Origin of the sequence: Pseudomonas sp. Pseusp97 (assembly GCF_047304025.1) — a bacterium.
In the GTDB taxonomy this organism is placed as follows: domain Bacteria; phylum Pseudomonadota; class Gammaproteobacteria; order Pseudomonadales; family Pseudomonadaceae; genus Pseudomonas.
Window position 1 is genome coordinate 1 of record NZ_JBGLYK010000079.1, and the last position, 23,075, is coordinate 23,075.

20 protein-coding genes and 1 pseudogene are annotated in these 23,075 nt (G+C 67.8%); 11 read left to right on the forward strand and 10 right to left on the reverse strand.

Features of this window, described 5'->3' with window-relative positions:
- From ACCC94_RS14965 to ACCC94_RS14990, 6 genes and pseudogenes are all read right to left on the reverse strand, one after another.
- Window positions 1-230, reverse strand: a pseudogene (locus ACCC94_RS14965) (AraC family transcriptional regulator); the annotation flags it as partial.
- Entirely contained in the window at window positions 217-777 is a 561-nt protein-coding gene (locus ACCC94_RS14970) for a GNAT family N-acetyltransferase (RefSeq protein ID WP_413350288.1), read from the reverse strand. The gene ACCC94_RS14970 and the pseudogene ACCC94_RS14965, both read right to left, overlap by 14 nt.
- Window positions 778-921: 144 nt before the next feature.
- On the reverse strand, window positions 922-1,860 hold the full coding sequence (locus ACCC94_RS14975) for a LysR family transcriptional regulator (RefSeq protein WP_413350289.1): 939 nt from the start codon (window positions 1,858-1,860) through the stop codon (window positions 922-924).
- Between the two features lie 52 nt (window positions 1,861-1,912).
- Window positions 1,913-2,887, reverse strand: a complete 975-nt coding sequence (locus ACCC94_RS14980) for a quinone oxidoreductase family protein (RefSeq protein WP_413350290.1) — start codon at window positions 2,885-2,887, stop codon at window positions 1,913-1,915.
- A gap of 171 nt (window positions 2,888-3,058) precedes the next feature.
- On the reverse strand, window positions 3,059-3,427 hold the full coding sequence (locus tag ACCC94_RS14985; RefSeq protein ID WP_413350291.1) for a hypothetical protein: 369 nt from the start codon (window positions 3,425-3,427) through the stop codon (window positions 3,059-3,061).
- A 133-nt stretch (window positions 3,428-3,560) separates the two neighbouring features.
- Complete coding sequence (locus ACCC94_RS14990) at window positions 3,561-4,217, reverse strand: hypothetical protein (RefSeq protein WP_413350292.1); 657 nt, start codon at window positions 4,215-4,217, stop codon at window positions 3,561-3,563.
- A 267-nt stretch (window positions 4,218-4,484) separates the two neighbouring features.
- Between ACCC94_RS14990 and ACCC94_RS14995 the strand changes: the two genes are divergently transcribed.
- Together ACCC94_RS14995 and ACCC94_RS15000 are read left to right on the forward strand one after the other, a co-directional pair.
- Window positions 4,485-6,413: an LTA synthase family protein gene (locus tag ACCC94_RS14995; protein WP_413350293.1), complete on the forward strand. Its 1,929-nt coding sequence runs from the start codon at window positions 4,485-4,487 to the stop codon at window positions 6,411-6,413.
- Between the two features lie 88 nt (window positions 6,414-6,501).
- The gene (locus tag ACCC94_RS15000) at window positions 6,502-7,431 is read left to right on the forward strand and encodes a LysR family transcriptional regulator (RefSeq protein WP_413350294.1); all 930 of its coding nucleotides are present in this window, start codon (window positions 6,502-6,504) and stop codon (window positions 7,429-7,431) included.
- Here the strand turns inward: ACCC94_RS15000 and ACCC94_RS15005 are convergent.
- Both ACCC94_RS15005 and ACCC94_RS15010 read right to left on the reverse strand, forming a co-directional pair.
- Entirely contained in the window at window positions 7,422-7,865 is a 444-nt protein-coding gene (locus tag ACCC94_RS15005) for a GlcG/HbpS family heme-binding protein (protein ID WP_413350295.1), read from the reverse strand. The two genes, ACCC94_RS15000 and ACCC94_RS15005, sit on opposite strands and share 10 nt — an antisense overlap.
- Before the next feature lie 2 nt (window positions 7,866-7,867).
- Window positions 7,868-9,211 carry an amidohydrolase family protein gene (locus tag ACCC94_RS15010; protein ID WP_413350296.1) on the reverse strand — a complete coding sequence of 448 codons (1,344 nt, stop codon included), beginning with the start codon at window positions 9,209-9,211 and terminating at the stop codon, window positions 7,868-7,870.
- 296 nt (window positions 9,212-9,507) lie between these two features.
- Between ACCC94_RS15010 and ACCC94_RS15015 the strand changes: the two genes are divergently transcribed.
- On the forward strand, window positions 9,508-9,888 hold the full coding sequence (locus ACCC94_RS15015; RefSeq protein ID WP_413350297.1) for a nuclear transport factor 2 family protein: 381 nt from the start codon (window positions 9,508-9,510) through the stop codon (window positions 9,886-9,888).
- 266 nt (window positions 9,889-10,154) lie between these two features.
- Here the strand turns inward: ACCC94_RS15015 and ACCC94_RS15020 are convergent, their stop codons facing one another.
- Together ACCC94_RS15020 and ACCC94_RS15025 are read right to left on the reverse strand one after the other, a co-directional pair.
- Window positions 10,155-11,312, reverse strand: a complete 1,158-nt coding sequence (locus ACCC94_RS15020; RefSeq protein WP_413350298.1) for an alpha/beta hydrolase family protein — start codon at window positions 11,310-11,312, stop codon at window positions 10,155-10,157.
- Window positions 11,313-11,492: 180 nt separating this feature from the next.
- Window positions 11,493-12,431 (reverse strand): LysR family transcriptional regulator, encoded by a 939-nt coding sequence (locus ACCC94_RS15025; RefSeq protein ID WP_413350299.1) that lies wholly within the window; start codon window positions 12,429-12,431, stop codon window positions 11,493-11,495.
- A 281-nt stretch (window positions 12,432-12,712) separates the two neighbouring features.
- Here ACCC94_RS15025 and ACCC94_RS15030 point away from each other — a divergent pair, with 281 nt between their 5' ends.
- The 8 genes from ACCC94_RS15030 to ACCC94_RS15065 form a co-directional block, all read left to right on the forward strand.
- Complete coding sequence (locus ACCC94_RS15030; RefSeq protein ID WP_413350300.1) at window positions 12,713-13,654, forward strand: VOC family protein; 942 nt, start codon at window positions 12,713-12,715, stop codon at window positions 13,652-13,654.
- A 3-nt stretch (window positions 13,655-13,657) separates the two neighbouring features.
- Entirely contained in the window at window positions 13,658-14,005 is a 348-nt protein-coding gene (locus ACCC94_RS15035) for a Rieske (2Fe-2S) protein (protein WP_413350301.1), read from the forward strand.
- Window positions 14,006-14,145: 140 nt separating this feature from the next.
- Complete coding sequence (locus tag ACCC94_RS15040) at window positions 14,146-15,270, forward strand: FAD-dependent oxidoreductase (RefSeq protein WP_413350302.1); 1,125 nt, start codon at window positions 14,146-14,148, stop codon at window positions 15,268-15,270.
- Window positions 15,271-15,359: 89 nt separating this feature from the next.
- Complete coding sequence (locus ACCC94_RS15045) at window positions 15,360-17,030, forward strand: DUF1302 domain-containing protein (protein WP_413350303.1); 1,671 nt, start codon at window positions 15,360-15,362, stop codon at window positions 17,028-17,030.
- Window positions 17,031-17,044: 14 nt separating this feature from the next.
- Window positions 17,045-18,412 (forward strand): DUF1329 domain-containing protein, encoded by a 1,368-nt coding sequence (locus tag ACCC94_RS15050; protein WP_413350304.1) that lies wholly within the window; start codon window positions 17,045-17,047, stop codon window positions 18,410-18,412.
- 113 nt (window positions 18,413-18,525) lie between these two features.
- On the forward strand, window positions 18,526-19,587 hold the full coding sequence (locus ACCC94_RS15055; protein ID WP_413350305.1) for a WD40/YVTN/BNR-like repeat-containing protein: 1,062 nt from the start codon (window positions 18,526-18,528) through the stop codon (window positions 19,585-19,587).
- A gap of 3 nt (window positions 19,588-19,590) precedes the next feature.
- Window positions 19,591-22,074 (forward strand): efflux RND transporter permease subunit, encoded by a 2,484-nt coding sequence (locus ACCC94_RS15060; protein WP_413350306.1) that lies wholly within the window; start codon window positions 19,591-19,593, stop codon window positions 22,072-22,074.
- Between the two features lie 190 nt (window positions 22,075-22,264).
- A partial coding sequence (locus ACCC94_RS15065; protein ID WP_413350307.1) for an MFS transporter occupies window positions 22,265-23,075 on the forward strand: 811 nt, incomplete at its 3' end.

Genomic DNA, 23,075 nt, shown 5'->3' on the forward strand with positions numbered 1-23,075 from the left:
GCGCGCTGGTCGCTGTCGATGATCGCGTGGCGCTGGTTGGAGGCGATCACCAGCAGCGAAGCCTGCTGCGGCTGGTCGTCGAGCAACGCTTTCACTTCGCCGTCGCAGCCCATCAGCAACTGGTGCGCATAGTGGGCATGGGCGCGCGCATGGCCGGTGGTGCCGGCGACCAGGCAGAAGTCCGCGCCCAGCCAGAGTTCGCCCCGCCAGGCCTGTTCAGTCTTCTGCATGGCGTGCCAGCCACTCTTCCCGAGTCAACTCCCAGGTTTCCCGAGGCAGCACGCCGCTGACGAAGTGTCCTTCGTCACGGCCCACCAGGCGCATACCCTCGCGTTCGGAAATACGCCGCGAGCCTTCATTGGGAACGGCCTTGGGCACCTGCATCGATGGCCGGCCCAGCGTCTGGAACCAGAAGCGGCTGACCGCTTCGCAGGCCTCGCTCATGTAGCCGCGCCCCTGCCAGGCGGGCGCCAGCCAGAAGCCGCGATTATTACCCGGCTGATCGAACAGCGAGATGTTGCCGATGGCGACATCCGGCGCACTGGCGAGGCGGATCATCCAGTGCCATTCCTCGCCACGGGCCATGGCCGGCAGCACGACGTCGCGCACATAGCTCAGCGCGCCGTCCTCCGGATAGGGCCAGGGCACGCGACGGTCCAGGTAGCGCACCACTTCCCACTGCGGAAACAGGCGCTGGATGACCTCGGCGTCGGCCAACTGGATCGGTGTGAGCAGCAGGCGCGCGGTGCGCAGGGTGGGAGGAGCGGGGCAGTCCATGGCGGTTTCCTCGTTGCTTTGCCGACAGTCTGCCGTTTCCCGGCGGGCGCTGGCCAGCGTTGGGCCCGAGCGCCGGCTCGTAATGGCCGCCCCTGGCCTGCCGGCGACCTGCGAGGTGGGCTGCAACAAGGACCAGGTACGGAGCTAAAGCTCCTGCGCGCCGATGTGCTCCCACGGAGCGCCCCCGGAGAATTGTTCCTCGATCCAGGCCTTGAACGCTTCGCTGGTGGCCGAGCTGTAGCGCGCCGAAGGGCGCACGAAATAGATGCCGGCGGAGGTATCCAGTTGCCAATCGGGTAGCACTCGCACCAGGCGGCCGGCGTAGAGGTCGTGCTGCATCAGCCATTCGCCGCCGGCGAGGATGCCTACACCCAGACGCGCCGCCGAGAGCAGGGCCTCGTTGTCGTTGCTGTGCAGGTTGCCGCTGACGCGAACCGCCTGCTGCCGGTTGCCGTTGGCCAGCTTCCAGTCCGGCCAGGAGTGCAGGCCGGTGAAGCCCAGGCAATTATGGCCGGCCAGTTCCGCCGGAGTTCGGGGTATGCCGTGGCGTTGCAGATAGTCGGGCGCTGCGCAGAGGATGCGCCGTAGATCGCAGAGACGGCGCGCCACCAGGCGGCTGTCGGCCAGTTCGCCGATGCGGATGGCGGCGTCGAAGCCTTCGGCGACGATATCGACGAAGCGCTCCGAATACTCCACTTCCAGTGCCACTTGCGGGTGCTCGAGGACGAAGCGCGAGAGAAGCGGGCTCAGCCATAAGCGGCCCATGGCCGCCGGCACGGCGACCTTCAGGCGGCCCTGCACCTGGGCCGCGCTGCGGGCTGCTTCGTCCTCGGCCTCGGCGATCAGGCTGGCGGCCTGGCGCAGGCGCTCCGCCAGGCGTTGGCCTTCGTCGGTAAAACGCAGTTGCCGGGTGGTTCGCTCCACCAGCCGCACGCCCAGGCGCTCCTCCAGCGCGCCGAGGCGCTTCGACAGCACTGAAGGGTGGCGCTGCAAGGCGCGGCCGGCGGCGGCAAAGGAGCCATGCTCGGCCAGCGCCAGGAGGGTGGCGAGTTCGTCGGCCTGGCGACTATCGAACAGATCCATAGGGCTCCCAATTCGGCGAAACCACATCGGCGGCGGTTGCTCGCGGTGTCGGTCATGGCATGAGTACGAGGGCCCCTTCGGAGCGGCCTTCGTGCAGGTCGGCGTGGGCCCGGGCGACTTCCGCCAGTGGGTATCTGCGCCACACGCGAGGCTGGATGATACCGTCCGCGACGGCCTTCAGGACGTCCTGGGCGCGCTGCTGGTATTCCTCGGCCGTGGCGGTGTGCGCCGCGAGGGAAGGACGGGTAAGGAACAGCGAGCCCTTGGCGTTCAGCGTGGCGATTTCTACCGCGGGCGGCGCGCCGGACGCCATGCCGAAGCTCACCAGCAGGCCGCGCGGGCGCAGGCAATCCAGCGAGGCCTCGAAGGACGCGCGGCCGATGGGGTCGTACACCACGTCGACCTTGTGCCCGCCGGTGATGTCGCGCACCTGATCGGCCAGCGTCTGCGCATCGAACACCAGCACCTGGTTGCACCCGGCGGCGCGGGCGCGCTCCACGCTCTGCTCCCTGGACACCACGCCGATGACGAAGGCACCCAGGTGCCTGGCCCAGGGCACCATCAATTGCCCCAGCGCACCGGCGGCGCCGTAGATCAGTACACGCGAACCGGGGCTGACGGCAAAGGTGCTCGTGAGCAGGTACTGCGCGGTGATGCCCTTGAACAGCATGGCCGCGGCGTCTTCGAAGCTGACCGAGTCCGGCAGCTTCACCAGCCGCTCCGCCGGGTAAAGGCGGGCGCTGGCATAGGCGCCGAGCGGCCCGGTGGCGTAGGCGACGCGGTCGCCGACCTGCACGCAGGTGACGCCTTCGCCGATGGCGGCCACGGTACCGGCGCCCTCCAGGCCGAGCGAGGAGGGCAGCGGGATCTTCATAGCCCCCGAGCGCTGGCTCAGGTCCAGGGGGTTCACACCGATGGCGGCCTGTTCCAGCCACACTTCGCCGGGGCCGGGTTGTTGCACCCTTGCTTGTTCGAACTGGAGCACTTCCGGGCCGCCGACGGCGTTGAGCGATATGCGCAGGACCATGGTTTTCCCCTGACTGGTGATGGTGCCCGCCAGTCTAGGGATGTGGCTGCCGTGCACCAGACAGGCTGGGTGCAGGACATTGCTGCACGCAGTGCAGCAATGAGGAGCGGAGGTTCAGGCATTGGCGCTGGCTGAAAGCCAGGTGATAGCCGTTGCAATCGCGCCGAGGCTTCAGCACAGGATCACCCGCAGCAGCGCCACCATGGCCGCGCCGAACAGCGGGGAAATCCAGATGCCGAAGGTCTGCAGGACGAACTGCCGGGCGTAGGCCAGCAGGTCCATGGCCGGGGAGGGCACGCCCAGGCTGTGCCGGCAGTACGCCAGGATGGCCACGATGAAACAGGTGCCGGCGAGCACGCCGGCCGCTCGCCACGCCATGCCGCGCTCACTGGCATAGGACAGCAGCGCGCCGCAGCAGATGCCGCTCAGGGCCACGAGGATCTCGAAGGTGAATTCAGGCTCAGCGAACCACCGGTTGCCGTTCAGCCCGATGCTGTTGCCGATCTGCCAGCCAGCGAGGCTGCCCAGGAGCAGCGCCATGGCAAGCCACGGGAGGTAACGCAAAACGCTGCTGTTCTGCATCGCAAGGACCTCCGCAATCGTCGATGATGGCGAAACAACAGTATAGCGCCCGGCCGGAGATTCGCAGCCCGGGCGATAAAGGGCAACGCGGTCACTTGCGCAGGATATAGACCCGCACGCCGTCCACACCCGGGATCAGGTTGTAATGGCGTATCTGCGAAAAGCCCAGGCGCAGGAACTCCCGCTCCAGGGCGCGGGCGCTGGCGAAGTCGGGGCCGATGGGGTGCGGATCGGACCCGCAAGGGCAGGGCTGGATATCCTTCAGCGAATCCGGGTGGCCGACGCGGGCGAACAGGATCACGCTGTCGCGCGTCACCGGGATCCACTCGTTGAGCAGGCGGATGTTCGGCACGTTGCAGGCGGTGTGGGGGATTTCCGGGATGAGCAGGCAATCCACCGAGCCCCGGCGCAGTTCCGCATGGTCCAGGGGGGGCGGCAGCTCCCTGATCCTGCGTTTCATGGCTTCGGGCAGCTTCCGGTGCGCCTGCTGCAGCGAGTCGCTGAACGGGCAGGTCGCCACGATGATGCGGTTGCGGTGTTCCAGCAGTACCGGCCACGCGACGCCGGGCGACTGCGATACCTCCAGCATCAGGATCGGCTCTTCGGCCAGGCGCAGGGCCAGGCGCAGCAGGCGCCTTTCCCGCCATTGGCGAATCCGCTGGCGAATGCTGCTGCCGAACGAACTGCCGGCAGGGGCATCGTTCTCGCGATGGTGGGCGGTAGCGAACAGGCGTTGGGGTTCGTTCATGGGCGCGGACTCTTCAGTTACCGCCATTGTCGAGTTGCGCGATCAAGGTCTCGTCAAGGGCTTGTGAAAAAGTCGTAGAGCGGGATTTTTCGCAGGGATGCCGGGTACTGGGCGTGACCGGTTCCTGATCAGGAGAAATTCACGAAACCCGCAGCTCGATTTGACGATTTCTTTTCCTTTCACCCTGTAGTGTCCGCCTCCGACGCCGCTTCCGGCACAGACCCCGCGCCGCACCCGCGCGGGAAGGACTACCACAAGGGACACCCCATGCAACTTTTCCGCTCGGCCCCGACGCGATTCCTGGCGCTGGTCGCCCTGCTCTGGCTGATCGTCTTCTTCCTTACCCGATCGGTGCTGCTGGTCAGCCACCTGTCCGAGGTGGGCGCGGGCCACCTGGCGGTCTTCGCCATCGGCCTGCTCTACGATCTGAGCTTCCTGGTCTATGCCCTGTTGCCGATGGGCGTGGTCCTGCTGCTGATGCCCGCGCGGGTCTGGCGCAGCACGACCTGGCGCTGGTTGCTGACGGCCACGCTGTTCGTCAGCGTCTACGTGATGCTCTTCACGGCGGTGGCGGAATGGCTGTTCTGGGACGAGTTCGGGGTGCGCTTCAACTTCATCGCGGTCGACTACCTGGTGTACTCGGACGAGGTGCTGAACAACATCCTCGAGTCCTATCCCATCGGCCTGCTGCTGAGCATCCTGGCGGTGGTTTCCCTGGGCGTGACGCTGGCCCTGTTCAAGACGGTGGGCCGTCTGCGCGATGCGCAGGTGCCCGCCCTGTCGCGCCGCCTGCTGGGCTGCGTCGGCCTGGGGGCGCTGGCGCTGCTGGCCGGCTTGCTGGTCGACCAGGACTCCCCGCGCGGCCAGGGTGGCAACACCTACGCCCGCGAACTGGCGAGCAACGGGCCGTACCAGTTCTTCGCCGCGTTCCGTAACAACGAACTGGACTACCCGCAGTTCTACGCCACGCTGCCCGCGCAACAGGTCACGCAGCAGATCCGCGCCGAGCTGGCCGAACCCAACGCCCGGTTCACCGGCACCGGGCCGATGGACATCCGCCGCCGCATCACCAGCGAGGGCGCTCCCAAGCGCTACAACATCGTCCTGGTGACCATCGAGAGCCTGAGCGCCAAGTACCTGGGCAGCAACGGCGACGGCCGCAACCTCACCCCGAACCTCGATGAGCTGCGTCGCAACAGCCTCTACTTCAATAACTTCTACGCCACCGGCACCCGTACCGACCGTGGCCTGGAGGCCATCACGCTGTCGATTCCGCCGACGCCGGGACGCTCCATCGTCAAGCGCGTCGGCCGCGAGAGCGGCTTCGCCAGCCTCGGCCAGCAGTTGAAGAACGTCGGCTATGACGCCGTGTTCCTGTATGGCGGGCGCGGCTATTTCGACAACATGAACGCCTTCTTCGGCGGCAACGGCTACCGCATCGTCGACCAGTCCAGCGTCAAGGAAGAGGACATCCACTTCAAGAACGCCTGGGGCATGAGCGACGAAGACCTCTATGCCCAGGCCCTGCGGCTGGCCGACGAGGACCATGCCGGGCGCCAGCCGTTCCTGCTGCAACTGATGACCACCTCGAACCACCGCCCGTACACCTACCCGGACGGCCGCATCGACATCCCCTCCGGCAAGGGCCGCGAAGGTGCGGTGAAGTACACCGACTACGCCATCGGCAAGTTCCTTGAGGCGGCCAGGAGCAAGCCGTGGTTCGACAACACCCTGTTCGTGTTCGTCGCCGACCACACCGCGGGCAGCGCCGGCATGGAAGACCTGCCGGTGGCGAACTATCAGATCCCGCTGTTCGTCTATGCGCCCAAGCTGCTGCCGGTCGGCGAGCGCGGCGAGCTGGCGAGCCAGCTGGACCTGGCGCCGAGCCTGCTGTCGATCCTCAACCTGAGCTACACCTCGACCTTCTACGGGCGCAACCTGATGGCGCCGAACACCCTGCCGCCGCGCGTGGTGATCGGCAACTACCAGCACCTGGGCCTGTTCGACGGCAAGGACCTGGCGATCCTCAGCCCGCGCGGCGAGCTGCGCCGGCACAACCAGGCGCTGGGCGCGAGCCAGGAAGTGCCGGCCAAGGCGGATGATCCGCTGGTGAGCCGAGCGATCAGCTACTACCAGTCGGCCAGCTACGGTTTCACCCATCACCTGCTGGACTGGCAGCCGACGGCGGGGCAATGAGCCCTGCGCTGGCAGGTATCGCGCAACGCGATACCTGCCAGCGCGAAATACGCCGCTTGCCGATGCCGCGCCTGGGTATAAATCGCCCATGCGCTACCGACGTCTGGACCTCAACCTGCTGGTCGCCCTGGATGTGCTGCTCGAAGAGGGCAGCGTCAGCCGGGCGGCGCAGCGCCTCAACCTCGGTCAGTCGGCCACCAGTGCCGCACTGGGCCGCCTGCGCGAGCATTTCCAGGACCCATTGCTGGTGCCATTGGGCCGTGGCCTGGAGCTGACCGCGCTGGCGCGCCAGCTGGCGCCCAAGGTGCGCGAGGCGCTGAACTACGTCGGTGAAGTGGTGGAGACTACCGCCGCTTTCGACCCCGCCCGCTGTGACCGGCGTTTCACCCTGGTGGCGTCGGACTACGTCGCCGCAACCCTGCTGCCCGCCGTCAGCCGGGAGCTGGCACGCCTCGCGCCCGGTGCCTCGCTGGTGCTGCGAGACCTGCCGCTGCCGCGCGACGGCGATGTCGTGGCCGAGGCGCTGGAGTACCGGCGCAGCGACCTGGTGATGGTGCCGCAGCGGCGGATCAACCCGCGCTACCCTCACCAGGCGCTGCTCAGCGATGAGCTGTGCTGCATCGTCTGCGCCGCTCACCCTGCGCACGAAACATCGCTGAGCCTGGGTGCTTACTGCACGGCCGAGCACGTGGTGCGCGAATTCACCGATGGCCAGAACCTCTCCCTGGATACCCAGCACCTGCGGGAAATCGGCATCCAGCGCAGGGTCGCGGTGGCGGTGCAGAGCTTTGCCCTGATGGCCGAATTCGTCGTCGGTACGCCGCGCATCGCTACGCTGTTCCGCCGCCAGGCCGAGTCACTGGCGCGGCGCTATCCGCTGCGCGTTCTGCCGGCGCCCATCGAGTTTCCGGCGGCGGCGCAGGTGCTGCAATGGCACCCGCAGCAGGCTTTCGATCCGGCGCTGGCCTGGCTCCGCCAACTGCTGACGGAGCAGGCCGCGCAGCTGGATCACGGCTGAGGATCACCCGTCTCGCCGTGCAGGCCGAGATCGGCGATGGCCAGCAGCGCGCAGCGCTCGTCGTTGTCCGAGGTGTCGCCGCTGACGCCGATGGCCCCCAGCAGTCGGCCTTCACTATCGCGCAGGAGAATGCCGCCGGCCACCGGGATGACCACGCCGCCGGTGAGGCTGTTGATCGCATCGAAGAACGCCGGCATGGCCTGGGCACGGCGCGCCAGTTCGCGCCCGCCGAAGCCCATGCCCAGGCAGCCGCGCGCCTTGCCGGTGGCAATCTGCGGGCGGAGAAAGCTGGCCCGCTCGTCACGCAGCACGGCCAGCGGGTGACCAGCCGCATCCAGTACGGCGGCGGCCAGCGGACGCACGCCCTGGGCGCGGGCGTGATGCAGGGTAGCGGCGGCCAGGCGCGCAGCCAGTTCGAAATCGAGAAGGGTCATGCTCACTGGCTCCATTTGCCCAGTTGGGCGACGCGGTCGCGGGTGTAGAGGTCGGTCCACTTCAGCGAGTTGAAGTCCGACACCTGCTTGGGGTTGTAGGCGGTGCGTTGCAGGCGCACCGGTTCGCCGGCCTTGTACACGGCCTGCAGGCGGTTGCGGTCCTGGAGGATGCGGATGTCTTCCAGCGGCGAGCCGTCGAGAACCAGCAGGTCGGCCTGCTTGCCCGCTTCCAGGGTGCCGAGGGTTTCTCCACGGGGCATCAGCCGCGCGCCGACGTTGGTGGCCGCGTAGAGCGCTTCGGCCGGGGTGAAGTCCAGCCGGCGCACCAGCAGTTCCAGCTCGCGGGCGTGCCATTCGCCGTAGGGCGTCACGGCGAAACCGCTGTCGCTGCCGCAGGCGAAAGGGATGCCGGCGGCCTTGGCGCGCTTGAGCACGGGCGTGCCCAGTTCCAGCGTGCGCGCGCAATAACCGGCGTAACCGGTGGTGATGGCCGGGTCGTGGGGCTGGCAGAAGTCCACGGTGTTCTGCGGGAAGGTCATGGTCGGCGCGAGCACGCTGCCGGCTTCGAGCAGTGCCTCGATGCAGGCGTCGTCCATGTAGAAGGCGTGGAAGACCAGGTCGACGCCGGCCTTGGCCGCGTACATTACCGCTTCGCGGCCGTAGGCATGGGTGGCGACGCGGCAACCGAGGCGATGGGCTTCCTCGACCATCTCGCGGGTTTCGTCGGCGGTGAAGGCGGCGATGATCTCGCCATTGGGCCGGCGGTGCGTGCCGTCCATGGCGATCTTGATCAGGTCGACGCCGTCCTTGGCCTGCTTGCGGATTTCGGCAATGGCCTCGGTGCGGCTGGTGACCAGCGCGGCGGTGAAGTACTCCGGTGCGCCAACGCGGCTGGGGAACCAGTCGTTGAGGCTCTGCCGGTTGGTGATCACGCGGCTGCTGGCGGCAATCCGCGGGCCTTCGAAGAGCCCGGCGTTGACCGTGTTGCGCACGGCGATGCTGAGCTGGCCGCTATCGCCGGGACAGACCATGGAGGTGACGCCGGCGGCCAGTACGTGCTGGGCGAAGAACATCCCGCGCAGGGCGCGGAATTCGTCGCTGGTCCAGATATCGATGTCTTCCTCGCTCTGGGCGTTGCCGAAGGCCAGGTGGGTGTGGACGTCCACCAGGCCGGGCATGACGAAGTCGCCACGGACTTCACGATCATCCGCTGCCGGACGCGGCGCCTCGGCGGTCGGTCCGACGTGGCGGATGACACCGCCTTCGATGATCAGCGTCTGTTGCTGGCGCGCTTGCAGGCCGGTGCCGTCGAACAGTGTGGAGCAGTGCAGGTGCAGGGCGCCCATGTTGGGACTCTCCTCGTCTTGTTGTTGGCGGGCAGGCTAGGACGAGCGCGCCGGCCGGCACCATCAGATGCTGTCGATGGGCACCCATCGATGCCGTCGATACCTGGCGCAGGCAGCGTGGCGCGTGGGATGCAGGAGGGGGCGAGGTGCTGCCGCTCGGGTATCGGGAGTGGCGATGCCTGGCATGGCGATCGGCGATTTTTCCTCGGCCGCTGGCGAGGGCGAGGATGCGCCCGCCCAACAACCACCAAGGCCCAATAACCACCAAGGCCCAATAACCACCAAGGAAAATCCCCATGAACGACATTCGCGATCTGTTGCTGAACCTGGAAGCCGAACGCCGGCGCGCGCTGGTCGAGGAGGACCATGCGCGGCTGGACGATCTGTTCGCCGACGATCTGCTCTACGTGCACACCACCGGCCTGGTACAGGACAAGGCGCAGTACCTCGACTATGCCCGCCACGCGGTGCGCTACCTGGCAGTGGAGCGCGGCGAGTTGACGGTGCGCCTGTTCGGTGAAGGCCTGGCGCTGATGAGTGGCCCGCAGTGCAACCTGCTGCAGAAGCGCGGCGGCGGCGAGCCCGTGCGCGCCGAGGGCTTTGCCACGCAGCTCTGGGTGAAGGAGGAGGAGGACTGGCGCATCGCGTCGTTCCACGGTACCCGCTCACCTGCCTGACCTGAACCTGTAGGAGCAAGCTTGCTCGCGAACAGGGCCTCGCACCGGGGTGGTTCGCGAGCAAGCTCGCTCCTACGAAGAGCATCCGTTGCCGACTTCCTAGCGAACCTGTAGGGAGCGCCCCATGGGCGCGATCGCGGGCATGGCCTAGGTGGCCCCGCCTGTCCTACAGAGTGGGAGCCAGGAAAAACGGCGCCCTGAGGCGCCGTGGAGGGCGGGGCCGACACCCCGCTGGAGCAGCGCCGGGAGTTCCGGCGCAAGGGATGTCAGGCGGTGCGGCCGCCGAGGGTTTCGGCGACCCAGTCGGCGATGTACTGGCCGGCGTTGATGCTGTTGTCGAAGCTCGAATGCTGCACGCCGCCCTCGCGCTCGGTGAAAATCTTCAGCTCGCGTTTGGGGCTGTTCACCAACTGTTCGTAGGTGCGGTGCGCCCACTTGAGCGGAATCTGCGAGTCCTTCTCGCCGTGGGTGACCAGGAAGGGCACGCGGATGCGCTCAAGCACGCCATCCAGGTGCACGTTCTCGGCAATCGCCATGAACTCGTCCATGTCCTTAGCGCCCCAGACCCATTGCACGTGCGCCCAGTAGTGCGGCACCGGGAAGTTGCCTTCCTTCTCCAGGCGGCGCTTCTGCACGTCGCGCCAGTCGTGGTTGGCGCCCCACACCACACCGCAGGCGAAGCGCGGCTCAAAGGCCACCGCGCGCGGGCAGTAGTAGCCGCCCAGGGAGACGCCCTCCAGGCCGATGCGCTTGGGATCGACTTCGGGATGAGTCTCCAGCCAGTCCACGACGCGGCTGGCCCAGTGCTCGCTGTCGTAGCGCGCGGTCAGGCCGTGCAGGCGCAGCGCCTCGCCGGTGCCGGGCTGATCGATGATCAGCGAGGACACGCCGCGCCGGGCCAGCCAGGCCGGCAGGCCGACGCGGTATTTCATCTCCTTGGTCGAATCCAGGCCGTTGACCTGCACCAGCAGCGGCGCCGGGCCGTCGACACCCTCGGCGCGCACCAGCAGGCCGGAGAGGTGCTTGCCCTCATAGGGGATTTCCACGCGCTCGCAGTTTTCCTTCGACAGGTCGATGCCGCGTGCGAAGGTTTCCAGGAAGCGCTGGTACAGCGCCTCGCGGCCCAAAGCGCCGTGGGCCTGCAGGCGTTCGCAGGTGAGGTAGTAGGTGGCGGCGCGGTTGTATTTCTCGCCGGCGGAGAGGCGGCGGCCGGCGGCTTCGTCTTCCTCGGCAAGGGCGCAGAGCTTGTCGGCCATCTTCGCCCAGGTCTCGCGGAAGGCCTGGGTGCCGGCGGCGTCTGGCTGCTTGGCGGCCTCCTGTAGCGGCGCGCACATTTCCTCGATCTCGCCCAGGCGGGCGCCCATCTCGATGGCCAGGTCCACCGAGAGATTCCAGACGTAATTGGTGGGGAAGTAACGGAACATTCTTCTTGTCCTTCTGCGGTCGTAGAGTCCGGCGCCCGGAAACAGCGGCAGGCACGCAGGGCGCGGTTCGCAGGCAAGGTACGCAGACCCGCGGGGGCGGGGCCAATCGCGAGTGGGGATGCGAGGTATCGTGAAACGCGATGCCCCGGCACCGATGCGGCTGCCGGGGCGATGGCAGGCTCAGGCCGTGGCGCGCAGCGCGTCGGTCTGCTGGTCGAGGCGCTGGATGAAGTCGCGGATGCGCTCGCGCAGCCAGCGGTGCATGGGGTCGCCCTCCATGCTGCGGTGCCAGAGCATGAATTCGCGCATCACCGGAATCTTCACCGGCGGCGGCAAAATGCGCAGCGGCAGGTAGTGCGCGTACAGCTCGGCCAGGCGGCGGTGCATGGTGGCCACGCGCTGGGTGCCCACCAGCAGTTGCGGCAGGGTGTTGAAGTCGTTGGTGATCACTTCCAGGCGGCGGTTGAAACCGTACTGGCTCATGAACCAGTCCTCGATGCTCAGGTGCCGGTTGCGTCCGAAGCCCACCGAGATATGGCCCATCTGCATGTACTGCTCCAGCGTCATGGAGTCGCCGACCGCAGGGTTGTCGCGCCAGACCACGCAAACGTGGTCCTCCTCGAACAGCAGCTGCGCCGGATGGCCGTCGATGATGTAGCGCTCGGGCACGATCATCATGTCGACCTCGCCGCGCATCAGCAGCTCGGCGCTGTTGTCGCCGGGGCTGACCATCTCGAAGGTGATGTGCGGCGCCTCCTGGTGGATCTTCTGGATGACCTGGGCGAACAGCACGCTGATCAGGTAGTCCGAGGTCACCAGGCGGAAGTGGCGCTTGCTGGTGGACGGGTCGAACACCGGCTTGGCGGTGATCGAGGAGCGGATGGTCAGCAGCACTTCGCGTACCGGATTGGCCAGATCCAGGGCATAGGGCGTGGGCTGCATCCTGCGCCCGACCTGCACCAGCAGTTCGTCCTCGAAGAAGGTGCGCAGGCGCCCCAGCACGCCGCTGGTGGCCGACTGGGTCATGTGCAGGCGTTCGGCGGCGCGGGTGATGTTCTGCTCTTCGAGCAGTACATCCAGCGCCACCAGCAGGTTCAGGTCCAGGTGGTGAAAACGCATGGCGATGGCTCACGGTTCTTGTAGTTATTTTCGCGATACCTTCCCGCCGCATTCCCGCCACGTCAATACCACTTCGCCATCCCTGGGCGGCTAACGCCCCGCGCCATGGGCCGTCACGCAGGTATCGCGATTGCCGATGCCTCGCATCCCCACTTGCGATTGGTCAGCGTGCCGGCCGCACCCTCAACCTGCGCTCCAGTCGAGCGGCCGACGAGCCGCGGCGACCCACCACCGGCGACCCCCTGCCCGGCGCCGAACATAATTTCAATGGAGTGGTAGCCATGAACATTCTTGGACTCGACGCGCTGGTATTCGGCGTCGACGATATCCAGGCCTGTGCCGATTGCCTGCGTGACTACGGCCTCACGGCCGCCCAACTGGATGCCGACGGTGGCCGTTTCGAGGCGCTGGACGGCACCGCGATCATTATCCGCCGGGGCGACGATCCGAGCCTGCCGCCGGCGCTCGGGCCGACCCCCTCGCTGCGCGAGACCGTCTACGGCGTGGCATCCACCGCCGACCTGGAAGCCATCGCCGACGAACTGGGGCGTGACCGCGAAGTCCGTCGCGACGAGAACGGCGCGCTGCACAGCGTCGATGACCTGGGCTTCGCCATCGCCTTCCAGGTGTCCTGGCGCCGCGTCTTCGAGGCGCCGGCCGACCTGACCAACGCTCCGGGCAGCGCGCCGCAGCGCCCGCTCAACCAGCTGGGCATCAGCCCGGACATGCCGGCGCAGCCGCGCACCCTGTCCCACGTCGTCTACTTCGTGCCCGACGCCGCCAAGGGCGAGGCTTTCTATCGCGACCGCCTGGGCTTTGTCACCACCGACAGCTTCGTCGGCGTCGGTCCCTTCATGCGCACCGCCGGCATGGACGACCACCACTGCCTGTTCATGATCCAGACCCCGCCACACATGCAGGGCTGCGAGCACTTCACCTTCCACATGGGCAGCGGCACCGAGGTGCTGCTGGCCGGCACGCGCTTCCAGCAGAAGGGCTGGACCAGTTTCTGGGGCCCCGGTCGTCACCTGCTGGGCTCCAACTGGTTCTGGTACTTCAACAGCCCGCTGGGCTGCCACATCGAGTACGACGCCGACATGGACAAGCACGACGACGCCTGGGCCGCGCGCCAGGCGCCGATGTCGGCGGACAACTCGCAGCTGTTCCTCTTTACCTCGCGGGAGAAATGGGCGCCCAGCGGCCCGCCGCCCAAGCAGGGCTGAGCCGTGGATTGCGTGGCGCTGTGCCGGCTCGACGAGCTGGGCGAGGGGCAGTCACGCGGCTTCGACCCGCAGGGCAGGGGAGCGGACAGCCTGTTCGCCCTCCGTCACCAGGGTCAGGTGCGCGTGTACCGCAACCTCTGCCCGCACCTGTCGGTGCCGCTGGAGTACCGCAAGGACCGTTTCCTCAGCGCCGATGGCCAGTGGGTCATCTGTTACGCCCACGGCGCGCGCTTTCGCCCGGAGGACGGCACCTGCGTGCACGGCCCCTGTCGCGGCGAGGTTCTGCCGGCCCTGCAGCACCGGGAGGCGGGCGGCTGGCTGCTATTGCCGACGGCGCAACTGGACGCCTGAGGTATCGCGCTGCGCGATAGGTCGCATCCGCGGACTCGATTAGTCAAAGCCCGGCACCGCCGGGAAGCTGTGCCCCGGGCACACAGAACGGCCGCCGCGCAGAGCGTGGCGGACAACAAGAACAAGACGTGAGAGATGCCATGAATACTGTGAGCAATGTGCTGATCGTAGGCGGCGGGATTGGCGGGCTGTGCGCCGCCATCGCCCTGCGTCGCAAGGGAGTCGCGGTCGACCTGGTCGAGCTGAAGACCGAGTGGACGGTCTATGGCGTCGGCATCATCCAGCAGAGCAACGTGGTGCGCGAGATGCACCGCCTGGGCCTGCTCGACGCCTACCTGGACGCCGCCTACGCCTTCGAGGACGTGGCCATCTACACCACGCAGGGCCAGCAGCTGGCGCGCATTCCCGGCCAGCGCCTGGCCGGCCCGCAATACCCGGCGAATGTCGGCATCTCCCGCCGCGCGCTGCACAAGGTACTGAGCGAAACCGCCATCGAACTGGGCACCCAGGTGCGCCTGGGGACCTCGGTGGAAAGCCTCGGGCAGGACGCCAGCGGCGTCGATGTGCTGTTCAGCGATGGCAGCCAGGGCCGCTACTCGCTGGTGGTCGGCGCCGACGGCCTGTTCTCCAGAATTCGCGGCCTGCTCTTCGGTGACAAGTACCAGCCGCATTTCACCGGCCAGTCGGTGTGGCGTCACAACTTCCCGCGCGCCGCCGGCATCGATCACCTCGCCAATTACCAGGGGCCGTCGGGCAACGCCGGCCTGGTGCCGCTGGCCGATGACCTGATGTACCTCTTCACCACCTCCCACGAACCGGGCAATCCCTGGATGGACCCGGCCAGCCTCGCCGATGGCCTGCGCCAGCGTCTGGCCGGTTTCGGCGGGCTGATCGGCGAGCTGCGCGAACAGATCGGCGACAGCAGCGAGGTCGTCTACAAGCCGCTGGAAGCCGTGTTCGTCGACGAGCCCTGGTACCGCGGCCGCGTGCTGCTGATCGGCGACGCCGCCCACGCCACCACGCCGCACCTGGGCCAGGGCGCCGGCATGGCCATCGAGGATGCGGTGGTGCTGGCCGAGGAGCTCACCGCCGGCGGTGATCTGGACGACCAGTTGCAGCGCTTCATGGGCCGCCGCTTCGAGCGCTGCAAGTTCATCAGCGAGATGTCCCTGCTGGCCGGCGAGAAGGAGATCCAGCGCGATGCGTCCTTCGACCGCATCGGCCTGGTCAAGCAGATGCTGGAGGTCACCGCGCGCCCCATCTGATCCCACGCCCGGCGCGCCCTGCCTTGATGGCGCGCCCGGGCCAACAACCGCCAACACCGACGCACAAGAACAAGAAAGAGGAAACCCCGATGTTGACTCGCACACGTGCAACCGCGCGGCCGCTGCCGCCGCTCAAGCCCATCACCCTGGCGCTCCTCGCGCTGGCCGCAAGCCACGCCCAGGCCTTCGAATTCGACACTGGCAACCCCGACCTGCGGGCGCGCTGGGACAACACCCTGAAGTACAGCGCCGCCTGGCGCACCCAGGATCCGAGCAGCAAGCTCACCGAAGGGCAGACCGCGCTGAACCTGGATGACGGCGACCGCAATTTCGACAAGGGCCTGATCTCCAACCGCCTGGACCTGCTCTCCGAGCTGGACATCACCTACGGCAACGTCGGCGCGCGGGTCAGCGGCGCCGCCTGGTACGACGACGTCTACAACCGTGGTACCGACAACAACGACCCCAGCCGCGCCAACAGCTACTCGGTGGACTACGACGAATTCACCGACGACACCCGCACGCTGCACGGGCGCAAGGGCGAGCTGCTCGATGCCTTCGTCTTCGGCAAGACCGAGATCGGCGAAATGCCGGTGTCCGGCCGCCTGGGCCGCTACGCCATGCAGTGGGGCGAGAGCCTGTTCTACGGCATGAACGGCATCGCCGGCGGCATGGCGCCGATCGACGTGGTCAAGGGCCTGTCGGTGCCCAACACCCAGTTCAAGGAACTGATCCGCCCGGTGCAGCAGGTCTCCGGTCAACTGCAACTGACCCCGGACGTGTCCCTGGGCGCCTACTACCAGTTCGAGTGGGAGGCCAACCGCCTGCCGGCTGCCGGCAGCTACTTCTCCAACGATGACTTCTTCGGCGACGGCGGCGAGCGCATGTTCGTCGGCGCGCCGGTGATGCCCGGCGGCCAGCCGCTGGCCTTCTACCGCGGCAACGACAAGGAGGCCAAGGATTCGGGGCAGGGCGGCGTGCAACTGCGCTGGCGCACCGAGACGGTGGACTGGGGCCTCTACGCCATCCGCTTCCACGACAAGAGCCCGCAGCTCAACGTGCGGCCGGACTTCGCCAACCTCAACCCGGTCACCGGCAAGGCCGGCGAGTACTACTGGGTCTACCCCGAAGGCATCGAGGCACTGGGGGCGAGCTTCTCCACCACCCTGGGCAACTTCAACGTGGCGGGCGAGCTGTCCACCCGCTGGAACCAGCCGCTGGCCTCCACCAGCCAGCACGCACTGGCGCCGGGCGAGGCGATCGACAACGACGACGACCCGGTCTACGCCACCGGCCGCACCCTGCACGCCAACTTCTCCTGGCTGGCGAGCCTGGAGCCGAACTTCGTCGCAGCCGAGTCGAGCTTCCTCGGCGAGATCGCCTGGAATCGGGTGATGAGCGTGAGCCAGAACGCCGACGCGGTCGACCCCAACGCCGACCGCGACGCCACCAGCCTGCGCCTGGTGTTCGAACCCATGTACCGGCAGATCTACCCCGGCCTCGACCTCTCGGTGCCCATCGGCGCGAGCTACACCAACGGCGCTTCCGAGGCGCTGGGCACCGGCTTCGGCACCGACCACGGCGGCGACCTGAACATCGGCCTGAAGGGCAACTACCTCAACACCTGGAACCTGGGCCTGACCTACACGCATTACTACGGCCCGGAGAACACCTTCCTCGACGCCGACAACCACTACACCTTCGAACAGTCGCTGAAAGACCGCGACTTCATCGCCTTCACCGTCAGCCGCACGTTCTGACCGAGGACTGCCCGATGAAACACAACAAGAAAGTCGTTTCCCTGCTCACCGCCTTGAGTGCCTCCCTGCTGTTCGCCCACGGCGCCTTCGGTGCGGTATCCGCCGAGGAAGCGGGCAAGCTCAAGACCACCCTGACTCCGCTGGGCGGCGAGCGCGCCGGCAACGCCGACGGCAGCATCCCGGCCTGGACGGGCGGCTACACCCAGGTCGATGCGGCCTACAAGGACGGCGGCAAGCGCGGCGATCCCTTCGCCAGCGAAAAATCGATCCTCACCATCACCGCGCAGAACATGGCGCAGTACGCCGACAAGCTGACCCCCGGCATCCAGGCGATGCTCAGGAAGTACCCGGACAGCTACCGCCTGGAGGTCTACCCGACCCATCGCAGCGCTGCCGCGCCGCAGTCGGTGTACGACGCCACCTTCGCCAACGCGACCAGCGGCAAGCTGGTGGACGGCCCTGCCGGACCGATGCCCGAAGGCGCCGCCGGTGGCATCCCGTTCCCGATTCCCGGCAATGGCGTGGAGGCTATCTGGAACCACCTGCTGCGCTGGCGCGGAGCTTCCTGGCATTCCAGCTTCAACCAGTACCTGACCACCGCCGACGGCAAGCACGTGCTGACCAACGATTCGCGCGGCGACTTCCAGATGCCCTGGTACCTACCCGGCGGCAGCGGCGAGAAGGGCGTGTTCTGGTCCATCCGCATGATCAACGACGGCCCGCCGCTGCGTGCCGGCGAGGCGATCACCGGTCTTGAGAACCTCAACGCCGACAAGGCCGCGGTGTGGACCTACCTGCCCGGCCAGCGCCGCGTGCGTCGTCTGCCCAACGCCTGCTGCGACACCCCGACGCCGGCCACCGCCGGGGTCATGAGCTTCGACGAGCTGTACGTGTTCAACGGCCGCGTCGACCGCTTCGACTGGAAACTGGTGGGCAAGAAGGAGATGTACATCCCTTACAACGCCAACCGCGTGTTCACCGCCGCCAGCGCCGAGTCGCTGCTCGATGCGCACCACCTGAAGTCCGACGCCATCCGCTGGGAACTGCACCGCGTCTGGGTGGTGGAAGCGACCCTGAAGGATGGCCAGCGCCACGTGATGCCCAAGAGCACCTACTACCTCGACGAGGACACCTGGGCCGCCGTGCTGGGCGAGCGCTACGACGCCCGCAACCAGCTGGCCAAGGTGGTCTGGACCTCGCCAGTGGTGCTGCCCGACCTGCCCGGTGTGGTGACCCTCACCAACGGCTTCTACGACCTGCTCTCCGGTGCCTGGTTCGCCGGCGACCTGTTCGCCGGCAAGAACGAGCAGTACCGCATCGTGCCGCCCTACAAGGACTCGGTGTTCACTGCCGACGCCATGGCGGGCGAGGGCGTGCGCTGATCGTTCGCGAGCGGGCCCGCACCCACGAGGCTGGCACCTTGCGCTCTTCGTAGGAGCGAGCTTGCTCGCGAACCTGGCTGTACCGACGACAAGAAAAAGAAAGGTTGCGTGCGATGAAGAAGAGTCTCTCCGCCTGGCTGCTGGCAGCCTGTTGCGCGGTGCCTGCGGCTTTTGCCGATGGCAGCGTGGATGTCCTGGCGCAGCCCGCCGTGCATGGCCCGCAGGCCCTGCGCGCAGTGCTGCAGGATGTGGCCCGCGCCGGCGAGCGCCTGGTGGCGGTGGGTGAGCGCGGCGTGGTGCTGCTCTCCGACGACAACGGCAGTAGCTGGCGCCAGGCCACGGCGGTGCCGGTGAGCGTCAGCCTGACCGCCGTGCAGTTCGTCGATGCGCAGCGTGGCTGGATGGTGGGGCACGCCGGCGTGGTGCTGCACAGCGAGGACGGCGGCGAGCACTGGGACCTGCAACTGGACGGCAAGCGCGGCGCCGCTCTGGAGCAGCAGGCTGCCGAAGCTTCCGGCGATGCCGCGCGGGTGGCCGCCTCGCAACGGCTGGTGGCCGACGGCGCCGACAAACCGCTGCTGGCGCTGAGTTTCGCCGATGCCCGCCACGGACTGGTGGTGGGCGCCTACGGCCTGGCGCTGAGCACCGCCGATGGTGGCCGCAGTTGGCAGTCCGAGATGGGCCGCCTGCCGAACCAGCGCGGTCTTCACCTTTACGCCATGGCCCGCGCGGGCAGCGACTTGTACATCGCCGGCGAGCAGGGCCTGCTGCTGCGTTCCCGCGATGACGGCGCCCACTTCGACTCACTGCAGAGTCCCTACGACGGCAGCTATTTTGCCGCTGCCGTGCTGCCCGGTGGACGCCTGCTGGTGGGCGGCCTGCGCGGCACACTGTTCGCCTCCGACGACGCCGGCGAAAGCTTCCAGCCGCTGGCCAATCCGATTCCCGCATCGCTCAACGGCATCCGCGTGGCCGGCGGCCAACTGCTGCTCGCCAACCAGGCCGGGATGCTGCTGCGCAGCGAACTCGGGCACTTCGCCGCGCAGCCCATCCCGGTCACCGACGGCCTGCCACTGACCGCGGCCATCACCACGGCCGACGGCAACCAGGGCGCCGTCGGCATGGCCGGCGCGCGCCGCCTGGCGCTTTCTTCCCAACCCCTTCGCGCGGACTGAGCCATGCACGCCACGACTTCCCCTGCGCCGTCCAGCGGCCGCCTCGACGACTTCGACAGTGCTTCCGGCTCGCTGCTCGAGCGCGCGCTGTTCAACCACCGCGCGCTGGTCCTGCTGCTATGTCTGGCGGCGACCCTGCTGCTGGGCTGGCAGGCCACCCGCCTGACGCTCAACGCCAGCTTCGAGAAGATGATCCCGCGCGAACACCCCTTCATTCACAACTACCTGGAACACCGCCAGGAGCTGGCCGGGCTGGGCAATGCCGTGCGCATCGCCGTGGCCAACCCGCGCGGCGGCATTTACGACAAGGACTATCTGCACAGCCTGCAACAGCTCAACGATGCGGTGTACCTGCTGCCGGGCGTCGACCGCGCGGCGATGAAATCGCTGTGGACGCCCTCGACCCGCTGGACCGGTGTGACCGAGGACGGCCTGGAGGGTGGCCCGGTGATTCCCGACGGCTACGATGGCAGCGCCGCGAAACTCGATGAGCTCAAGCGCAACGTCGAGCGCTCCAACGAGATCGGCCAGCTGGTGGCCTTCGACCAGCGTTCGAGCATCGTCTATGTGCCGCTGCTGGAGAGGACCCCGGACGGCCAGGCGCTGGACTACACGGCCTTCGCCCATGAGCTGGAGAGCCTGCGCGCGCGCTTCCAGGAGCAGGGCGTGGACATCCACATCACCGGCTTCGCCAAGGTGGTGGGCGACCTGATCGACGGGCTGAAACAGATCCTGCTGTTCTTCGCCGCCGCCATCGCCATCACCGCCGCGGTGCTCTACTGGTACACCCGCTGCGTGCGTAGCACCGCGCTGGTGGTGATCTGCTCGCTGGTGGCGGTGATCTGGCAGCTCGGCCTGCTACCGCTGCTGGGCTACGAACTCGACCCGTACTCGGTGCTGGTGCCGTTCCTGGTGTTCGCCATCGGCATGAGCCACGGCGCGCAGAAGATGAACGGCATCATGCAGGACATCGGCCGCGGCATGCATCGCCTGGTGGCGGCGCGCTTCACCTTCCGCCGGCTGTTCCTCGCCGGGCTCACCGCGCTGCTGTGCGACGCGGTGGGCTTCGCCGTGCTGATGATCATCCGTATCCAGGTGATCCAGGATCTGGCGGTGATCGCCAGCCTGGGCGTGGCCGTGCTGATCTTCACCAACCTGATCCTGCTGCCGGTGCTGCTCTCCTACCTGGGCGTCAGCGCTCGGGCGGCACGCCGCAGCCTGCGCGCCGAAGAGGCCGGGGCGAGCGGGGCGGACAAGCACGCGCTGTGGCGCTTCCTCGACCTGTTCACCCGTCGTCGCTGGGCTGCCGGCTGCATCGCCGTGGCCGCGCTGATGGCCGCTGGCGGCTACGCCGTGAGCCTGCAGCTGAAGGTCGGCGACCTCGACGCCGGCGCTCCCGAACTGCGCCCGGATTCGCGCTACAACCGCGACAACGCCTTCGTCACCGCCCACTACGGCGCCAGCAGCGACGTCTTCGCGGTGATGGTGCAGACCCCGGCTGGCGCCTGCTCGGCCTACGACACCCTCAAACGCGTGGATGACCTGGACTGGCAACTGCGCGGCCTGCCGGGTGTGGACTCGACCAACTCGCTGGCGCTGCTGAATCGTCGGGTGCTGGTCGGCCTCTCCGAAGGCAGCCCGAAGTGGTACGAGCTGGTGAACAACCAGGCGACCCTGAACATGGTCACCGCCAACGCGCCGCGCGGCCTGTACAACGACGACTGCAGCCTGCTGACGCTCTACGCCTACCTCACCGACCACAAGGCCGACACCCTCGCGCGGGTCGTGGACGGCGTGCAGGCCTTTGCCCGCGACAACGACAGCGAACAGGCGAAGTTCCTGCTGGCCGCCGGCAGCGCGGGTATCGAGGCGGCCACCAACCAGGTGGTGAAGCAGGCCAACCGCGACATGCTCTGGTGGGTCTATGGCGCGGTGATCCTGCTCTGCCTGGTGACCTTCCGCTCGTGGCGCGCGGTGCTCTGCGCCGTGCTGCCGCTGGTGCTCACCTCGATCCTCTGCGAGGCGCTGATGGTGGCGCTGGGCATTGGCGTGAAAGTCGCGACCCTTCCGGTGATCGCCCTGGGCGTGGGTATCGGCGTTGACTACGCGCTCTACGTCATGAGCATCGTGCTGGCGCAGTTGCGCCAGGGCGCCAGCCTGTCCGAGGCCTATTACCGCGCGCTGCTGTTCACCGGCAAGGTGGTGATGCTCACCGGCGTGACCCTGGCCATCGGTGTGGGCACCTGGATCTTCTCGCCCATCAAGTTCCAGGCCGACATGGGCGTGCTGCTGGCCTTCATGTTCGTCTGGAACATGGTCGGCGCGCTGATCCTGCTGCCGGCGCTGGCGTACTTCCTCCTGCCGCAGCGCCAGGCCCTCCTGGAGGCACAAGCCGCCACGCCGGCGCATCACCTGGAGGAAGTCCACCCCAACAGCGATGGCTGCGAAACCAACAGCAACCAGAGGACCGCCCGATGCCTTGCCTGATCATTCCATGGCGCTGTCCCCGCGCGCCTGCGATGCGGGAATTTGCCCGCCGCACCGAGCTGTTTTTCGTAGGAGCGAGCCTGCTCGCGAACCAACGCCGCCGCGAAGCAAGTTCGCGAGCAAGCCCGCTCCTACAGGTGCGGCCATACGCATCCGCGATTTCCATGAAGAGCCGGCGTGGAGGTGCGCAATGACCACTGAACGCCAAGCCTCCAGCGCACAAGCCCTGTTGCTGCTGTTCGGCAGCTGCCTGCCGGTGCTCGGCGCGGTGCTCATAGCGCCGGTGCTGCCGCGCATGCAGGCGCACTTCGCCGAGACTCCCGGCGCCGCCGTGCTGGTACCGGTGGCACTGACCCTGCCGGCGCTGGTGATCGCCTTTCTCGCGCCGCTGGCCGGCGTGCTGGCCGACCGTGTGGGCCGGCGCTCCCTGCTGCTGGCCAGCATGTTGCTGTACAGCCTCTGCGGCGTGCTGCCGCTGTGGCTGGATTCGCTCGGCCTGATTGTCGCCAGCCGCGCGGGCATCGGCCTGGCCGAAGCGGGGATCATGACCTGCTGCACCACGCTGATGGGCGACTACTTCGACGGCCAGCGCCGCGAGCGCCTGTTCGCCCTGCAGATGGTCGCCACCTCGCTCTCCGCCGCGCTGTTCATGGGGCTGGGCGGTGCGCTGGGGGAGAGCGGTTGGCGCACTCCGTTCGCCCTCTACGCCGTGGGCTTGCTGTGCCTGCCGTTGATGGCGGCGCTGCTCTGGGAGCCGCAGGCGCGTCGCGTCGAGCATGAGCCGGCCAGCGCATCGCGCTTCCCCTGGGCGGCGCTCACGCCGCTGTACCTGCTCACCGGGCTGGCCGGCGTCAGCCTGTTCATCGTGCCGGTGCAGGCGGGCTACCTGCTGCAACTGCTGCACGTCGACGGCCCGCAACAGATCGGCCTGACCATGGGCGCCAACCAGCTCGGCGTGCTGGCCGGCGCGCTGACCTTCCGCCTGCTCGCCGGGTTGCCGG

Excerpts from the sequence above, each read along its gene's own strand:
- ACCC94_RS14970 (WP_413350288.1), bottom strand. The coding sequence starts at position 777 with ATGGACTGCCCCGCTCCTCCCACCCTGCGCACCGCGCGCCTGCTGCTC.
- ACCC94_RS14975 (WP_413350289.1), bottom strand. The coding sequence starts at position 1,860 with ATGGATCTGTTCGATAGTCGCCAGGCCGACGAACTCGCCACCCTCCTG.
- ACCC94_RS14980 (WP_413350290.1), bottom strand. The coding sequence starts at position 2,887 with ATGGTCCTGCGCATATCGCTCAACGCCGTCGGCGGCCCGGAAGTGCTC.
- ACCC94_RS14985 (WP_413350291.1), bottom strand. The coding sequence starts at position 3,427 with ATGGCGCTGCTCCTGGGCAGCCTCGCTGGCTGGCAGATCGGCAACAGC.
- ACCC94_RS14990 (WP_413350292.1), bottom strand. The coding sequence starts at position 4,217 with ATGAACGAACCCCAACGCCTGTTCGCTACCGCCCACCATCGCGAGAAC.
- ACCC94_RS14995 (WP_413350293.1), top strand. The coding sequence starts at position 4,485 with ATGCAACTTTTCCGCTCGGCCCCGACGCGATTCCTGGCGCTGGTCGCC.
- ACCC94_RS15000 (WP_413350294.1), top strand. The coding sequence starts at position 6,502 with ATGCGCTACCGACGTCTGGACCTCAACCTGCTGGTCGCCCTGGATGTG.
- ACCC94_RS15005 (WP_413350295.1), bottom strand. The coding sequence starts at position 7,865 with ATGACCCTTCTCGATTTCGAACTGGCTGCGCGCCTGGCCGCCGCTACC.
- ACCC94_RS15010 (WP_413350296.1), bottom strand. The coding sequence starts at position 9,211 with ATGGGCGCCCTGCACCTGCACTGCTCCACACTGTTCGACGGCACCGGC.
- ACCC94_RS15015 (WP_413350297.1), top strand. The coding sequence starts at position 9,508 with ATGAACGACATTCGCGATCTGTTGCTGAACCTGGAAGCCGAACGCCGG.
- ACCC94_RS15020 (WP_413350298.1), bottom strand. The coding sequence starts at position 11,312 with ATGTTCCGTTACTTCCCCACCAATTACGTCTGGAATCTCTCGGTGGAC.
- ACCC94_RS15025 (WP_413350299.1), bottom strand. The coding sequence starts at position 12,431 with ATGCGTTTTCACCACCTGGACCTGAACCTGCTGGTGGCGCTGGATGTA.
- ACCC94_RS15030 (WP_413350300.1), top strand. The coding sequence starts at position 12,713 with ATGAACATTCTTGGACTCGACGCGCTGGTATTCGGCGTCGACGATATC.
- ACCC94_RS15040 (WP_413350302.1), top strand. The coding sequence starts at position 14,146 with ATGAATACTGTGAGCAATGTGCTGATCGTAGGCGGCGGGATTGGCGGG.
- ACCC94_RS15045 (WP_413350303.1), top strand. The coding sequence starts at position 15,360 with ATGTTGACTCGCACACGTGCAACCGCGCGGCCGCTGCCGCCGCTCAAG.
- ACCC94_RS15050 (WP_413350304.1), top strand. The coding sequence starts at position 17,045 with ATGAAACACAACAAGAAAGTCGTTTCCCTGCTCACCGCCTTGAGTGCC.
- ACCC94_RS15055 (WP_413350305.1), top strand. The coding sequence starts at position 18,526 with ATGAAGAAGAGTCTCTCCGCCTGGCTGCTGGCAGCCTGTTGCGCGGTG.
- ACCC94_RS15060 (WP_413350306.1), top strand. The coding sequence starts at position 19,591 with ATGCACGCCACGACTTCCCCTGCGCCGTCCAGCGGCCGCCTCGACGAC.